Annotated in this window: 15 protein-coding genes; 4 read left to right on the forward strand and 11 right to left on the reverse strand. The window is 32.2% G+C overall.

What is annotated here, in order from left to right; all coding sequences use genetic code 11:
- Window positions 1-320: 320 nt before the first annotated feature.
- The 4 genes from hflX to MK851_RS00190 all read right to left on the reverse strand — a co-directional run bounded on the left by hflX (window position 321) and on the right by MK851_RS00190 (window position 4288).
- Window positions 321-1520: a GTPase HflX gene (gene hflX / locus MK851_RS00175; RefSeq protein ID WP_303505606.1), complete on the reverse strand. Its 1200-nt coding sequence runs from the start codon at window positions 1518-1520 to the stop codon at window positions 321-323.
- A 62-nt stretch (window positions 1521-1582) separates the two neighbouring features.
- Window positions 1583-2146, reverse strand: a complete 564-nt coding sequence (locus MK851_RS00180) for a uracil-DNA glycosylase family protein (protein WP_303505608.1) — start codon at window positions 2144-2146, stop codon at window positions 1583-1585.
- A 427-nt stretch (window positions 2147-2573) separates the two neighbouring features.
- Window positions 2574-2933 (reverse strand): Na(+)-translocating NADH-quinone reductase subunit F, encoded by a 360-nt coding sequence (locus tag MK851_RS00185; RefSeq protein ID WP_303505610.1) that lies wholly within the window; start codon window positions 2931-2933, stop codon window positions 2574-2576.
- Window positions 2933-4288 carry a DEAD/DEAH box helicase gene (locus MK851_RS00190; RefSeq protein ID WP_303505613.1) on the reverse strand — a complete coding sequence of 452 codons (1356 nt, stop codon included), beginning with the start codon at window positions 4286-4288 and terminating at the stop codon, window positions 2933-2935. Before MK851_RS00190 ends, MK851_RS00185 begins: the two co-directional genes overlap by 1 nt.
- 68 nt (window positions 4289-4356) lie before the next feature.
- Here MK851_RS00190 and MK851_RS00195 point away from each other — a divergent pair, with 68 nt between their 5' ends.
- Complete coding sequence (locus MK851_RS00195; RefSeq protein ID WP_320240465.1) at window positions 4357-4818, forward strand: Na(+)-translocating NADH-quinone reductase subunit F; 462 nt, start codon at window positions 4357-4359, stop codon at window positions 4816-4818.
- A 101-nt stretch (window positions 4819-4919) separates the two neighbouring features.
- Here MK851_RS00195 and nqrF read toward each other — a convergent pair whose 3' ends face one another.
- From nqrF to MK851_RS00225, 6 genes are all read right to left on the reverse strand, one after another.
- On the reverse strand, window positions 4920-6236 hold the full coding sequence (gene nqrF / locus MK851_RS00200) for an NADH:ubiquinone reductase (Na(+)-transporting) subunit F (RefSeq protein WP_320240467.1): 1317 nt from the start codon (window positions 6234-6236) through the stop codon (window positions 4920-4922).
- Window positions 6236-6985, reverse strand: a complete 750-nt coding sequence (nqrE, locus tag MK851_RS00205) for an NADH:ubiquinone reductase (Na(+)-transporting) subunit E (protein ID WP_303505621.1) — start codon at window positions 6983-6985, stop codon at window positions 6236-6238. Before nqrE ends, nqrF begins: the two co-directional genes overlap by 1 nt.
- 89 nt (window positions 6986-7074) lie before the next feature.
- Window positions 7075-7719: an NADH:ubiquinone reductase (Na(+)-transporting) subunit D gene (locus MK851_RS00210; protein ID WP_047788329.1), complete on the reverse strand. Its 645-nt coding sequence runs from the start codon at window positions 7717-7719 to the stop codon at window positions 7075-7077.
- 2 nt (window positions 7720-7721) lie between these two features.
- Window positions 7722-8462, reverse strand: coding sequence for a Na(+)-translocating NADH-quinone reductase subunit C (locus MK851_RS00215; protein WP_303505630.1), 741 nt, complete (start codon window positions 8460-8462; stop codon window positions 7722-7724).
- 2 nt (window positions 8463-8464) lie between these two features.
- Window positions 8465-9670: an NADH:ubiquinone reductase (Na(+)-transporting) subunit B gene (locus tag MK851_RS00220; protein ID WP_303505632.1), complete on the reverse strand. Its 1206-nt coding sequence runs from the start codon at window positions 9668-9670 to the stop codon at window positions 8465-8467.
- A gap of 3 nt (window positions 9671-9673) precedes the next feature.
- Window positions 9674-11026, reverse strand: a complete 1353-nt coding sequence (locus MK851_RS00225) for a Na(+)-translocating NADH-quinone reductase subunit A (protein WP_320240476.1) — start codon at window positions 11024-11026, stop codon at window positions 9674-9676.
- 161 nt (window positions 11027-11187) lie between these two features.
- Here MK851_RS00225 and MK851_RS00230 point away from each other — a divergent pair, with 161 nt between their 5' ends.
- Genes MK851_RS00230 through MK851_RS00240 form a run of 3 tightly spaced genes read left to right on the forward strand, consistent with a single transcriptional unit; the run spans window position 11188 to window position 13958 of the window.
- Entirely contained in the window at window positions 11188-12420 is a 1233-nt protein-coding gene (locus MK851_RS00230; protein ID WP_320240478.1) for a DUF5103 domain-containing protein, read from the forward strand.
- 51 nt (window positions 12421-12471) lie between these two features.
- Window positions 12472-12858 (forward strand): Co2+/Mg2+ efflux protein ApaG, encoded by a 387-nt coding sequence (apaG, locus tag MK851_RS00235; RefSeq protein WP_303505638.1) that lies wholly within the window; start codon window positions 12472-12474, stop codon window positions 12856-12858.
- Window positions 12858-13958 (forward strand): DUF3667 domain-containing protein, encoded by a 1101-nt coding sequence (locus tag MK851_RS00240; RefSeq protein ID WP_303505640.1) that lies wholly within the window; start codon window positions 12858-12860, stop codon window positions 13956-13958. The genes apaG and MK851_RS00240 overlap by 1 nt, the downstream gene beginning before the upstream one ends.
- Here the strand turns inward: MK851_RS00240 and MK851_RS00245 are convergent.
- Window positions 13955-15283 (reverse strand): hypothetical protein, encoded by a 1329-nt coding sequence (locus tag MK851_RS00245; RefSeq protein ID WP_303505643.1) that lies wholly within the window; start codon window positions 15281-15283, stop codon window positions 13955-13957. The genes MK851_RS00240 and MK851_RS00245 overlap by 4 nt on opposite strands.
- Window positions 15284-15285 lie beyond the last annotated feature (2 nt).

Here is a 15285-nt window from a genome sequence, read left to right on the forward strand (position 1 = left end):
CATATAGCTTTAAATTTCTGCACTTAAAACTTTATGAATACTTGGTAAGTTAGCTGGTTAAATAAGATTGAATTACTAGAGTAAAAGTTATACTTTCTTATTAGCTGATTGATCTAAATAAAATCGTCTAGATTTTGTTTGTGAAGTTTTATTATTTTTCATTTTCAGGGGGATAAAATGGTTAAAAATATTAATTTACAATCCTTTATAAAACATAGAAAAAACTATGTTAGGGATTATAAATATAACAAAAAAGAACTTAAAATTATAATTCTTTAAGCTCTTTTTAAGTTATTGTTGTGTTTTTATACTGTAAAAAACTAATACTCTTGATATAAGAAATCATTATAAGGAAAACGTTGAATATGTATTTTCTTTACTTCTTCATACGCTTTCTCTTTAAAATTTTCTAAATTATCTTTATTCAAGGCTGAAATAAAAATGCTTTCAGTTTCTAAGTCATTCATCCACGTTCTTTTCCAATCTTCTAGTGTATAATGCTCTTTTGTTTTTTCTGTAATTAAATCATCTTCATCAATAGTTTCATGGGTATACGCATCTATTTTATTAAACACCATAACCGTAGGCTTGTCTTTACTATCAATTTCATCCAAAATCTTATTTACAGAAGCTATATGATCTTCAAAATTCGGGTGTGATATATCTACTACATGTAGTAATAAATCGGCTTCACGTACTTCATCTAAGGTAGATTTAAATGACTCTACCAGCTGAGTTGGTAATTTTCTAATAAACCCAACAGTATCCGTCATTAAAAAAGGAATATTCTTTATAACTACTTTTCTAACTGTAGTATCAAGCGTTGCAAATAACTTGTTTTCTGCAAAGACCTCACTTTTACTAACTACATTCATCAAGGTAGATTTTCCAACATTGGTATACCCAACTAAAGCAACACGCACCATTTTTCCACGGTTTTTACGTTGTACTGACATTTGTTTGTCAATAGTTGTTAATTTCTTTTTTAACAAAGATATTTTATCACGAATAATACGACGGTCAGTTTCTATTTCTGTTTCCCCTGGACCACGCATACCTATCCCTCCTTTTTGCTTATCAAGGTGTGTCCACATTCGTGTTAATCGAGGTAATAAATATTGATATTGTGCTAACTCAACCTGTGCTTTTGCTGAACTTGTCTGCGCTCTACTAGCAAAAATATCAAGAATTAAGTTGGTTCTATCTAAAATCTTACAGTCTAGATAACGTTCAATATTTCTAAGTTGTGCTGGCGATAGTTCGTCATCAAAAATGGCTGTTCCTATTTCATTGGACTCTATATACGCTTTTACATCTTCTAGCTTCCCTGTTCCTATAAACGTTTTTGGATGTGGTTTATCTAGTTTTTGAACAAATCGTTTCACAGCTACTCCTCCAGCTGTAAGTGTCAAAAACTCTAGTTCATCCAAATATTCTTCTGATTGCTTTTCATCTTGATGTTGGGTTATAATACCTATTAAAACCGTTTTTTCTGATATGGCTTCTCGTGTTTCTATCATACCTTGCAAAAGTACAAATTTATCAACGTATGTTGTTTAACTTTCTTATCGTATTAAAATCGCTATAATAGCTTTTTTACTGTGCTTTTCAATACTGGTAAAACATCTTTTTCAAACCATCGGTTTTTGGTTAACCAAAATCGGTTTCTTGGTGATGGATGCGGTAATACAAAATAGTTAGGCAAGTATTCTTCAAAAGTGTTCACTGTTTCTGTGAGTGTTCTTTTTGTTTTTTCTTTTAAGTAATAGTTTTGTGCATACATTCCTATTAAAATAATCAATTTAACTTCTGATATTTCTTTTAATAGAGGCTGATGCCATTGTGGTGCACACTCTTTTCTTGGCGGTAAGTCTCCTGTTTTCCCTTTTCCTGGGTAACAAAAACCCATTGGAATTATTCCAAAGTTATTTGTATTATAGAACTCCTCATCAGTAACATTTAACCATTTTCTAAGCTGCTTACCGCTGGCATCATCCCAAGGGATTCCTGATTGATGCACTTTGGTTCCTGGTGCTTGACCTACAATAATAATTTTTGACTTTTTACTAGCAAAAGCTACAGGGTTGGGCTCTATGTGTTCCTCACAAATTTTACATTCCTTTATTTTTCGTAAAAGATTCTCCACACCGTAAAGTTACTATTTATGTATAAAAAAACACTCGATTACATTGTAAAACGAGTGTTTTTTTTAACTTTAATTATTGTAAATCTTAATTATTGATTGCATAGCTTGCGGCATTACCTAAATCTGATAAAAACATTAAAAAAGATTTCATTAATTTTTTTCCCTTTTTGATTAGTAGTTCTTTTTTCATTCTTCTAGTTATTTTATTAATTTCCGTGTGGTAAAATTAATACACAACTACTTGATAGTTAAAAGGTTTTTTACCCTTTTCAGTCTATTTAAACCACTCTTTTTCAATCAGTGAAAAGGGTAATTAAAATTTCAGTAATTATAGAAAAAACCACCTCTACTACTATAAAAGGTGTTTTAATTTGGAAGAAAATCAAAGTAGATCTATTCCTTTTTTAGGAATATAGAATAGCTCTTTTTAAAACTTTATAAAATCATCGAAAGCAATGTAGTAAGGTTTGTCTTTAAAAACAGGTAAATCAACACTTTCAGCATTTGCTATTCCTACACCTGCATACCAAACATTAGCGTTTTGTTTTTCGGCATGTTTTTTAAATGTTTCCATCCACAACACATCATATTCTTGTGGCGATTGTATATTATTTGTCGTTTTTACCAATACAAAAATGGTAGGCTCTCCTTTTTTATACAATACGAACTGTGGATGCTTTTTCAACTCACTATTAACAGCAATAAACTCATACCCCATTTCTTGTAGTTTTGTACCTACGATATTCATCCCTAAATTATGAAGTTCTTGTTCTGTAAGTGCTTGCATTATTTTTTCTTATTGCGTTTGTTATAGTTTTTATCACCTCTTGTTTTAGGCTTTTTATACTTCTTCGCAATTTCTCTTCGGTATGAACCTCCTTGATTTGTTTTTTTATTCTTTTCTTTTTTCTCGTGAAAAGCGGGCCCTGGAATATACTCTTGAGACGTTCTATTCTTATTAACTTCTCCACCTTCTTTTGGACGCTCTTCTTCTGTTAGCTCTTTTGAGATTTCAACCTGCTCTGGAATTTCTAACTTCGGAATCTCATAATCCATCAATTCCTCAATTCGTTGTTTAGCTTCCTGTTCTTTTTCTGTCGCAAATAAAATGGCTTTTCCTTCACGCTCAGCACGACCAGTACGACCTATTCTATGCATATAATTTTCAGGAAAATGTGGTGCATTAAAATTAACCACATGCGTAACCCCTTCTAAATCAAGTCCACGCGCTATAACATCAGTAGCAATTAAAATTCGTTTTTCTCCTTGATTAAACTGCTCAATAGAGCGTAAACGATAGTTCTGCGTTTTGTTTGAGTGAATAACACAAGCTTGAGACGGATATTCTTCTGCAACACAATCAAACAACCTATCTGCATTTCGTTTATTTGGCGCAAACACCAATACCTTACTAAACTCAGATTTATCAAATAATAAATAGTTTAACAGGTTAACTTTTGTATAAAAATTTGGAACATCATAACTTGTTTGCTGAATGTTATCTAATGGTGTTCCACTCACTGCTATCGCTATTTTATGCGGCGCAATAAAAAAATCATCAATTAATGCCTCTACATCTTCTGTCATCGTTGCTGAAAACATGATATTTTGACGTCGTTGTGGTAATAAATCGAAAATGTTTAATAATTGAAAACGGAATCCTAAATCGAGCATCACATCTACTTCATCAATTACCAACTTCTGAATAGATTTTAGCTTCAATACTTTACTTAATGCTAAGTCATATAAACGCCCAGGTGTAGCAACAATAATATCTGAACCTTGCATTACTGCTTCTTTATGACGGTTTAAGTTTACACCTCCGTAAACTCCAATAGCTCGTAGTGTTATATATTTTGATAGCTTTTCAATTTCTTCAACAACTTGTACTACCAACTCACGAGTAGGTACTAAAATTAACACTCTTGGATGTTGTTGTTTAGAAAACTTTAAATCGCGTAATATTGGCAATAAGTACCCGAAGGTTTTACCAGTACCTGTTTGCGCAATACCAACCACGTCTTTTCCTGATCGGATTACAGGAAATGCTTGTTCTTGAATAGGTGTTGGGTGTACAAAACCTAATTCTTCAATTGAATTTCGTAGTGGATTTGATAAGTCTAAATCTTGAAAAGTTGTCATTAACAATAATTTGATGCAAAGGTACAACCAATATTTTGTATATTTAAAGGAGTTAATTCTTTTTGATTATGGAAATACCAAAACGACTAGAACAGGCGTTTATTAAGCTTTATAATGCTTTTCATAACGATGAATTGAATCCTGAATGTTGTTCGGCATGCGCAGTTGGTAATATTTTAGATAACCGAGATAGCTGGAAACATTTAACAAATGGTCATGGTTCATTGAGGTTAAGCTATGTGGGTAGGGTACACCAAAATTTGGGCAGAAAGTTTAATGGTTACACTCCGCTTGAATTACTACACATTGAGAAAGTATTTTTAGAAACATGTGGTTTTACTGTTCCATTATGTTACTACAATCCAAAACCTAAGAACCCTACCAATAAGGAAAGACTGTTTAATGGCTTATGTGCTGTTGTAGCACATTTATCTAAGCTTGAAGATATACCTGACGTTATGGACTATGCTAAAGTTTTTGAATATGAAAAAAATAGTCCTATTTATACGTTTGATGTAATTTATCAATAGAACTCTTAACTGGCTTAGCACATTATTCTTTTCTTTTCAAAATATAAAAACCGATACAAATTTGTATCGGTTTTTTATATAATGTATTAAACACGAAGTGTCTATCCTCCAAAGTCATCAAAACGAATGTTTTCGTCATCTAGACCAAAATCTTCACCCATTTTTTGTACTGCTTTGTTCATTAATGGTGGTCCACAGAAATATAATTCTAAATCCTCAGGACTTTCATGTTTAGATAAATATTGGTCTATTACAACTTGGTGAATAAATCCAACAAAACCATCTCCGCTTTCATCATTAATATCTTTTTTAACCTTCCAGTTATCTTCTTCTAATGGCTCAGATAATGCCAAGTAGAATTTAAAGTTTGGAAAGTCTTTTTCTAACGCTCTAAAATAGTGAATGTAGAATAATTCTGCTTTAGAACGACCTCCATACCAGTATGTTACTTTTCTACCAGTCTTTAAAGTTCTAAATAAATGATAAATATGTGAACGCATTGGTGCCATACCTGCTCCACCACCTACATATAACATCTCTGCATCAGACTCGTTAATAAAGAATTCACCATAAGGTCCAGAAATAGTTACTTTATCTCCTGGCTTTTGATTAAAAATATACGAAGATGCTACCCCTGGATTTACATCCATCCATCCACCTTTAGCACGGTCGAAAGGAGGTGTTGCTACACGAACATTTAACATGATTTCTCTTCCTTCTGCTGGGTAAGAAGCCATAGAGTATGCTCTTTCTACAGTTTCTTCATTCTTCATTACTAATGGCCTTAGGTTAAATTTATCCCAATCAGCCTCAAATTTATCTGGTTCACCAGGATGATCTTGTGGATGTGCAGAAATATCCATATCAGCATATTTTACTTCACATGGTGGTATTTCAATTTGAATATACCCACCTGCTTTATAATCCATTTCTTCTGGAATCTCAACTACAAATTCCTTAATAAAGGTTGCTACGTTATAGTTACGTACTACAGTTGCTTCCCATTTCTTAATTCCAAAAATTTCTTCTGGAATAGAGATATCCATATCTTGCTTTACCTTTACTTGACATGCTAAACGAATCCCATGTTGTAATTCTTTACGTGTAAAGTGAGGCGTTTCTGTTGGTAAAGCTTCACCTCCACCAGAGTTTACGTGACACTCACACTGTACACAAGAACCACCTCCACCACATGCTGATGGTAAGAAGATTTTTTCATTACCTAAGGTAGATAATAAAGTTCCTCCTGATGATACTTCAATTGTTTTTTCACCATTGATTGTAATTTTTACAGGTCCAGATGGTGCTAACTTTTGTTTTACAAATAATAATAAGGCTACTAAAACTAAAAGTACCGCTAAAAACGCTAATACTGTAATAGCAACTGTTCCTCCTGTGCTTACTTCTAAAAATACCATTATTGTGTAATTTCTTTAGTGTTATTAGCTAATTCTTCTGCTTTCTCTTGAGTTGACTCAACAGCCTTTTCTTCTACTTCTTTCTTTTCAACCTTAACTTCAGCAGTTTCTTCTTTTTTACCTGCATCATCACCTCCTGTTAACATTCCACCGAAACTCATAAATCCGATAGCCATTAAACCTGTAATAATGAATGTAATTCCCAATCCTCTTAATGCTGGTGGCACAGATGAATATCTGATTTTTTCACGAATCGCTGCAATTGCTAAAATTGCCAAGAACCATCCGATACCCGAACCAACACCATACGTAAATGATAATCCTAATGTTGGAATTTCACGTGATTGCATAAATAAAGACCCTCCTAAAATTGCACAGTTTACTGCAATTAATGGTAAAAAAATACCTAAAGAGTTATATAATGCTGGTGCGAATTTTTCTACAATAATCTCTACCAATTGTACCATAGTTGCAATCGTTGCAATAAACATGATGAATGATAAGAAACTTAAATCATAGTCTGCATACTCAGTTCCTAACCATTTTAAAGCTCCAGGTTGTAATAAGTATTGATCTAACAACCAGTTTACTGGTACTGTTACTGCTAATACAAAGATTACTGCAGCTCCTAAACCTACGGCTGTTGATACTTTTTTAGATACTGCAAGGTATGAACACATTCCTAAGAAGGTAGCAAATACCATGTTATCTATAAATATCGATTTAAAAAATAATTCTATATGTTCCATATTTTTATAGTATTGAGTATTGAGTAGTTAGTATTGAGTTTATTTATTGATAGCATCTCAATTCTCATATCTAACGTCTCTTTACTATTTTAATCTTCTACTAGTGCTTTATTTCTTGTACGTTGTACCCAAATAATAATACCTACAACGATTAATGCCATTGGTGATAATAACATAAATCCGTTATTTTCATATCCTAAAGCATACAATCCTGTTTTTTCAATAGGATCTCCTAATACTTTAAATCCTAATAAAGTACCTGAACCTAATAATTCTCTAAAGAATCCTACAATAATTAAGATTACTGCGTATCCTAAAGCATTTCCTATTCCGTCTAAGAACGACCTCCATGGCCCGTTACCTAAAGCAAATGCTTCAAAACGTCCCATAATAATACAGTTAGTAATAATTAACCCAATAAATACTGATAAGGTTTTACTTAAATCGTATGCAAATGCTTTTAACACTTGGTCTACAATAATTACTAAGGTAGCTACTACGATTAACTGTACAATAATTCTAATTTTTGATGGAATAATATTTCTCATTAACGAGATTACTACATTTCCTACTCCTAATACAAATAACACCGATATAGACATTACAATAGAAGCTTTTAACTCTGCTGTAATTGCTAATGCAGAACAAATACCTAATACCTGAATTGTAATTGGATTATTATCTGCTAATGGATCAGTAATTAATGCTGCGTCTTTTTTTGATAAAAGTCCCATATTTATTTTAATGTTTTAAAGTAAGGTACGTATAAACCTAGTTCAGATTTAATCATTGCAGCTACTCCGTCACCTGTAATAGTTGCTCCTGCAATTGCATCTACCTCGTTATCATTTTTATCTTCATTCTTTGGATCATTGTTCGATTTAGAAACTGTAATTCCTTTAAAAGAACCGTTACTCATTAAATCTTCTCCAATAAAATCGTCCATAAAATAACGTTGCTTAATGTTAGCTCCTAAACCTGGGGTTTCTCCTTTATGATCAAAGAAAACTCCTTGAACTACCATATTTTTATCCATTGCAACATAACCCCAAATAGCATCCCAAAGACCTTTACCTCTAATTGGTGCGATATAGAAAGTTTTACCTTCTTTTTCTCCAACAAATAATGGTAATTTTCTTGTTTTACCTTCTTTAGCTGCTGTTTGTTGTTTCTTTACATCTATTAAATATGCTTTAGCATCTTCAGAAACATTAGCTCCTTCAATTACTAATTGCTTTTTGATGTACTTACCAAACTCTTCTGCTACTTTATCTTTTGAAACAAATTCAACACTTGTTTCATCATTTTCGTTTACCCCCATAGCATACAAAATGTTTTGTTGCTTCTCGATACGTTTATTAGCATCGATTGTTGGGCGGAGTGATGACGCTGTAAAAGCTAACAACGCACCTACTACTAACACCATTCCTATGGCGAAAAGTACCGTATATAAATTACTATCTGTCTTCTTACTCATAATTAGGCAGTTTTAGCTTTTAAACGTTTTAATCTTCTCTTAACATTCCCTTGAACTACGTAATGATCAATTGTTGGAGCAAATACATTCATTAATAAGATTGCTAACATTACTCCTTCTGGGTATGCTGGGTTAAATACACGAATCATAATTGAAATAAACCCTATTAAGAATCCGTAAATCCATTTTCCTTTGTTGGTTTGTGATGCTGTTACTGGATCAGTAGCCATGTATACTGCACCAAATGCAAAACCTCCAATTAATAAATGCTTCCAGAAATCTAAACTCATTAATCCGTAAAACTTACTTGTTTCACCAATCCATCCCATATCAACTACCTGGTTAAAGATGAATCCCATTACTAAGGCTCCAATAACTGCAGACAGCATAATTCTCCAGCTTCCGATCTTTGTAAAGATTAAGAATAAAGCTCCTAATAAAATTAATAATGTTGATGTTTCTCCTACTGAACCTGGAATAAATCCGAAGAACATATCAGAAACTGAATGATTTAACGGTTGTGATTGTGCTAAACTTCCTAAAATAGTTTCACCTGAAATAGCATCTGCAGTTCCTGCAGCTTCTACAGCTCCTTGAACCCATACTTTATCTCCAGACATCCAAGTTGGATATGCGAAGAATAAGAATGCACGAATTGTTAAGGCTGGGTTTAAGATATTCATCCCAGTTCCTCCAAATACTTCTTTACCAATTATAACTCCAAATGCTACTGCTACTGCTAACATCCATAAAGGTAAATCTACAGGTACAATTAACGGAACTAACATTCCTGTTACTAAGTACCCTTCTTCTATCTCATGTCCTTTGATTATACAAAAAACAAATTCTATTGCTAAACCAACGGCATATGAAACAATTACTAATGGTAATATTTTAACTAAACCTATTAGGAAGTTACTCATATTCCAAAATTCTCCTGAAAAGAAACCTGTTGCGTTTGAAACAGCTTCTATTTGAAGATTATGCTGATATCCTGCATTAAACATACCAAATATTAAGCATGGCACTAATGCCATGATTACTGTATTCATTGTACGTTTAAGATCATCTGCCGACTTAATGTGAGTTCCTCCATGAGTAGTCTCATTCGGCATATATAAGAACGTATGAAAACCATTAAATAGCGGAGCCATTTTAGTCCCTTCATACTTCTTTTTTAAATTATGTAAGTTTTGTTTTAAGCCCATATCTTATCCTAATTCTTCTCTCATTAAATCTAATCCTTCACGAATTATTTTTTGGTGAGGTTGTTTCGATACACAAATAAATTCTGTTAACGCAAAATCTTCTGGTGCAATTTCATAAGCTCCTAATCCTTCCATTTCGTCAAGATCTTTATACATACAAGCTTTTAATAATTGCATCGGATAGATATCTAATGGAAAAATCTCTTCATACGAACCTGTTACTACAAATGCTCTATGCTCTCCGTTAGTATTGGTATTTAAATCGTATGATTTTTTTGGATTTAACCAAGAAAATGTTAATGCTCTAGAAGTAGATATTTTATTAAAAACTGGTTTATTCCATCCAAATAATTCATAATCATCTCCTTCAGGAATAGCAGTAATCAAGTTATCATAGTATCCTAAGAAACCATCTTCACCAACTTCTGAACCGCTTAACACGTTTCCGCTAATTACACGAGCGTTTTTAGCATCTAAATTTCCTTTAACAACATCAGCAATGTGAGCTCCTGCTTTTGCAGTTACATACTGTGGTTTGTTAAATTTAGATCCTGCTAAAGCAACCGTACGAGTAATATTAAACTTTCCTGTTAATAGCAATTCCCCCATAACAACTAAGTCTTGAGGTGTAACCACCCATACAACTTCTCCTTTGTTAATAGGGTCTATTTGTGCTATTTGAGTACTTACATTTCCTACTGGATGTGGCCCTGAAACCTTATGTAGCTCAACTCCTTTCACATCTTTAAATGGTGATAATGTTGAGTTTTTAGCTACAGAAACATGTACTTTACCTGCTGTTAATTTGGTTAATGCTGTTAAAGCAGCTTGTAATTCTGCTTCTTTGCCTTTTAACGCATAATCATAATCTGCTGCTAAAGGTGCACTTGCGTAGGCTGATACAAAGATTGCTTTTGGTGTTTGATTAGGGTTTGCAACCACGTCGTACGGACGTTGTTTTACAAACGGCCAACAACCTGAAGCAAACAAGTGGTTTTTAACCTCTTCTCCAGACATTGCGTCTACATCTTTTTTACCAAAATCTTTGTATGCCTGCTGTGCATCAGCAGTGATTTTAATTGCTAAAACTTTTCTTCGTGCTCCACGAACGATTTCTGTAACTTTACCACTAACAGGACTTGGGAATAAAATACGCTCATCACTTTTTGAATAAAAAAGTGCTTCACCTGCTTTTACTTCTGTACCTTCTCTTGCTAAAATTTTAGGAATAACGCCGTGAAAATCATCTGGCTTTACTGCAAACATACTACCTGATTGAAGTTCGGTAGTTATCTGTTCTGCCTCGCCAACTAGCTTGATATCCAAGCCCTTCTTAATACGGATGTCTTTTGACATAGGAACTGATTAATTTGATTTTCTTAAAAACACGCAAATTTAAAAATTTTGCACCCCTTTGCAGAACAAAACCTTTCTTATCTTTAAAAAACAACATTATTTATATTTATTCTAAATAAAAACCTTGTCTTTGGCTTATATTTTGATACTTTTGTTATATCATGATAAAAACAAAACTCTCTATAATTACCTTTTTACTAGTTGTTTCAACCTTTGCTCAAAATGTAAAAACAGTACAACTACGTCCTAAAAATAATCCCAATTTTTATGCTCCAATTGTTCGTTTAGGTGATGTTTTAAAATTATCTTTTGATGATTTAAATGCTGATAGCAAACAGTACCAATACAAAGTTGAACACATGACTCATGATTGGAAACCTAGTTCAATAACTAGCAACCAATACATTGAAGGTTTTGAACAAAATGAAATCATTAATTTTACCAATTCTTTTAACACACTACAACCCTACACTCATTATTCAGTAGAAATCCCAAATCAAAACACAATTATCACCAAAAGCGGTAATTATTTAATTTCTGTTATTGATGAAAACTACGAAGTTGTTTTTACAAGGCGTTGTGTATTTTACGAAGACATTACCACAGTAGGTGTTGCCGTTTTTAGAAGTAGAAATGCTACAACAACTAACCAACAACAAACAGTTCAATTCTCTGTAAACCACCCTGGTTTACAAATAAACACTCCTTCTCAAGAAATTAATGTTACGTTATTTCAGAATCACAATTGGAACACTGCTCTCACCAATCTTCAGCCTGTTTTTATCAAACCTCAGCAATTGTTATACAACCATACAGTTAAAACTAATTTTTGGGGAGGAAATGAATTTTTAAATTTTGACACTAAATTTATACGAAACTCAAGTTTAAATGTTGCCAGAGTAGAACGTAAAAACCTGTATCACAGCTACCTTTACACAGACGAACCTAGAGTTGATAAAACATATACTTACAACCCTGATATTAACGGACAATTTGTTGTAAGAACCACTGAACGTGATGTTATTGACAATAGAGACAATACTGAAGCTGATTATTCTTTAGTTCATTTTTCTTTAGATACTTTTGAACCTTACGAGAACAAAGAAATTTTTGTTTATGGTGCTTTTAACAATTACGAATTGTCTGAAGAAAATAAAATGACTTATAACACCTCTAAAAAAATTTACACAGCCACACTTCCTTTTAAACAGGGGTTTTACAACTACAGTTATACTACCTTAGACAACAGCAAAAATATTGACTTACATGAGATTGATGGTTCTTTTTACCAAACTGAAAATGAATACACCGTGATTGTTTACTACAAACCTTTTGGTGAAATTTACGACAGAGTAATTGGTGTAGGTTATGGCTTTTTTAACCAAAATAAGTAAGGTATCTATAGAAACATTGACTAAAAACTGAAAAAGAACTATCTTTATCATATGTTTCAGCAAGTTACAAAAGGCATTAAAATCTCTGTAAAAACATCTTTTAAAGGCTCTGTTTACAGAGGACATCGGCAGTATTATGCTTATAGTTATTATGTTTCTATAGAAAATAGCTCGAAAGAAACTGTAAAATTACTTGAGCGTTTTTGGGTTATTTTTGATGCTCTTAACAGTACTGAATACGTAGAGGGAGAAGGTGTTGTTGGCGAAACCCCCATCTTAAAACCTAACGACATTTATAATTACAGATCTAATTGCTTTTTACTTTCTACTACGGGTGCTATGGGAGGCAATTACAAAATGATTAACACAGAAACACTTGAAGAATTCCTAGTAATTATTCCTACTTTTCAATTAACTACCACTTCTATTTTAAACTAATGATTAAAAAAAACAAAGTTCCAGTTGTTAGAGATACCAACTGTTTAAACTGTGGATGCCCTTTTACTAATAATGAAAATTTTTGCCCTGAATGTGGGCAAAAAAACAGAGGTAAAAAAATCACTTTAAGTATTTTTCTTCGAGAACTTTTTGCTGGTTTTTTCTCTTTAGACACTAAGTTTTGGCGAACTCTTATCCCTTTACTAATAAGCCCAGGAAAAGTCTCAAAAGATTATATTGAAGGAAAAAGAATTAAATACACGAATCCATTTCGATTCTATTTAGCTACTTCTATTATTTTTTTCTTAATTATTAGCTTAACCGATAGTTATAAAAAATTCGAAGAATTAAGAATTGGTAGATCGTCAAAAATCAAACTAAACAACAACGATACTGAGGCTATTCAAGTAGATTTGGACTCTATACAAAATGTTGTTTTTAAACAACTTGAAGAACAGGATCCTATTAAAGCTGAACAAACAAAAGCTAAAACTGACTCCACCAAGGTTTCATATAACACAGAACTAGAAACAGTTAAATCTGATCTCGGTAATTCTTTTGACATCGTAAAATTTATGAAATTTCAAAAAGGACATCCTAAAGTCTCTATTGATGCTGCTTTGGATAGCTTACAAGTAAAGAGAAATTTTAGTAATCGTTTTTGGTATTCCCGCGCAAAAGTTTTTAATTCAATTTTTTTAGATAGAGATGAAGCTAAGAAGTTTTTTCGTCAAGTGTTATCGTACTCTTCTATTGCACTTTTTATACTACTCCCTTTATTTACTTTATTTTTAAAATTTATTTACATGAGAAAGAAGTATACTTATGTAGAACACCTAGTCTTTGTATTTCATGTACAAACCGTACTCTTCCTTCTCTTTTCTATTTTTTATATCATAGACTTTTTTAAGCATTCTAACAGCTTTTTACCTGTTTTCTTACTTCTCTTTATGATTTATTTATTTATAGCCATGAAAAGATTTTACAATCAGGGGTATTTTAAGACGTTTATAAAGTACATACTAGCCAATACAATGTTTTTTATCTTAGCTATGCTTGGATCTGTTGCTATATCGTTTGCTGCATTTGCTTTGTATTAATTTAATACTTGTAAAAAAAAGTTTTTTGAAGTGTTTTTAAACTCTACAGCTGCTTCTAACTGGTTGTTATTAGTTACTGACAACTGTATTGTTTTTACTTTATCTAAGTATTTGTTTTTAAAAGAATAAATACCTCTGTCTTTTTGTTGATAGTCATCAACATTAAATAAGAAGTAAAACTTACTGTTTTTGTTAGCTTTTTTAACTAGTTTTTGGTTCTTTACTGATGTGAACCTTAAACCACTCTCTTCACAAAAGCTATAAGTAGTAAACAAAGGCATTAATGTTAATAGGTCTTCATTGTCTACTTTCTGAATCGCTTTTTTTTCTTCTAAATAGCTACATAAACCCTCTCCTTCAACTTCTAAAATTACTTTGGGTGTTATTGTTTTTTGAACTTCCTTCTTTTCAATCTTATTAAAATCATCATCATATTCATAAGTTACAATCGTATCTAATTTTTCTATAAAAGAGGTAAGATTCCCTTCTACTACTCCATCCCATTTACTAATGACAGAATCTAGCGATAGTGTTGTAAGTTTTTTAAATTTATCTTTAAAATCTTTATCTAATCTGTCTGCTACTATTTTAGTATTTAGCTTACCTGATATACTTAGCATTGAACTAACTATAGATGTTGCTTTAAATGACTTAAACAAGTTGTTCTCTTCACTTAACTCTCCTTGAACCTTTAAACCACCTCCATCTGCAGCAAATTCAAAAAAGTCTCCTTGCAAAGTACCTATAACTATTGGCTGTTTACTATCCTTTATCCGCCTTAAGATTAAGTCGTTTTGAGAAAAGTAGTTTTCATGATTTAGTTTAGATAATAGCTGAGGAAGTATTTGTGCTCCTTTATGTTTTTTCAATAGTACTTGCAAAGAATTACCTTTCACTACACAACTTATTACCCCTTTACTATAAACAGTTGTCTTACTTACATTTTTAACTGCAAATCCTTCTTCTTTTAAAGCTTCTTTAAAATTTTGTTTTACAACTATTGGGCTACTAATAAAAAAGTTTTTAAACTCTTGTTCATTAGTATAAAAAAACAAACTAGGAGGCACTTCTACCTCATCTAACCATATTGTTTTCTTTTTTTCTTTTTTGCTTGTAGATTTCTTGAAGTCTAACTGAGAAAGTGGATGTTTTAAGAAACTACAAAGTATATTATACTCTATTTCTCTAAGATTGAGATAAACTATAGTTTTAGCTGAAGTTGGCACTTTTTTTTCATAAATTACGGTTGGATTATATCTAAAAAACCCAACCGTAACTATAATGCAGCATACGATTACTAATATATATGCTATTCTTTTTGTCATTT

It is taken from the genome of Tenacibaculum sp. 1B UA (assembly GCF_033978845.1).
Lineage (GTDB): Bacteria > Bacteroidota > Bacteroidia > Flavobacteriales > Flavobacteriaceae > Polaribacter.

Bases quoted from the DNA above. Each gene is read 5' to 3' on its own strand.
- MK851_RS00245 (WP_303505643.1), bottom strand. From the start codon at position 15,283: ATGACAAAAAGAATAGCATATATATTAGTAATCGTATGCTGCATTATA.
- MK851_RS00240 (WP_303505640.1), top strand. From the start codon at position 12,858: ATGATTAAAAAAAACAAAGTTCCAGTTGTTAGAGATACCAACTGTTTA.
- MK851_RS00215 (WP_303505630.1), bottom strand. From the start codon at position 8,462: ATGAGTAAGAAGACAGATAGTAATTTATATACGGTACTTTTCGCCATA.
- nqrF (WP_320240467.1), bottom strand. From the start codon at position 6,236: ATGGTATTTTTAGAAGTAAGCACAGGAGGAACAGTTGCTATTACAGTA.
- MK851_RS00195 (WP_320240465.1), top strand. From the start codon at position 4,357: ATGGAAATACCAAAACGACTAGAACAGGCGTTTATTAAGCTTTATAAT.
- MK851_RS00190 (WP_303505613.1), bottom strand. From the start codon at position 4,288: ATGACAACTTTTCAAGATTTAGACTTATCAAATCCACTACGAAATTCA.
- apaG (WP_303505638.1), top strand. From the start codon at position 12,472: ATGTTTCAGCAAGTTACAAAAGGCATTAAAATCTCTGTAAAAACATCT.
- MK851_RS00230 (WP_320240478.1), top strand. From the start codon at position 11,188: ATGATAAAAACAAAACTCTCTATAATTACCTTTTTACTAGTTGTTTCA.
- MK851_RS00225 (WP_320240476.1), bottom strand. From the start codon at position 11,026: ATGTCAAAAGACATCCGTATTAAGAAGGGCTTGGATATCAAGCTAGTT.
- MK851_RS00220 (WP_303505632.1), bottom strand. From the start codon at position 9,670: ATGGGCTTAAAACAAAACTTACATAATTTAAAAAAGAAGTATGAAGGG.
- MK851_RS00185 (WP_303505610.1), bottom strand. From the start codon at position 2,933: ATGCAAGCACTTACAGAACAAGAACTTCATAATTTAGGGATGAATATC.
- MK851_RS00210 (WP_047788329.1), bottom strand. From the start codon at position 7,719: ATGGGACTTTTATCAAAAAAAGACGCAGCATTAATTACTGATCCATTA.
- nqrE (WP_303505621.1), bottom strand. From the start codon at position 6,985: ATGGAACATATAGAATTATTTTTTAAATCGATATTTATAGATAACATG.
- hflX (WP_303505606.1), bottom strand. From the start codon at position 1,520: ATGATAGAAACACGAGAAGCCATATCAGAAAAAACGGTTTTAATAGGT.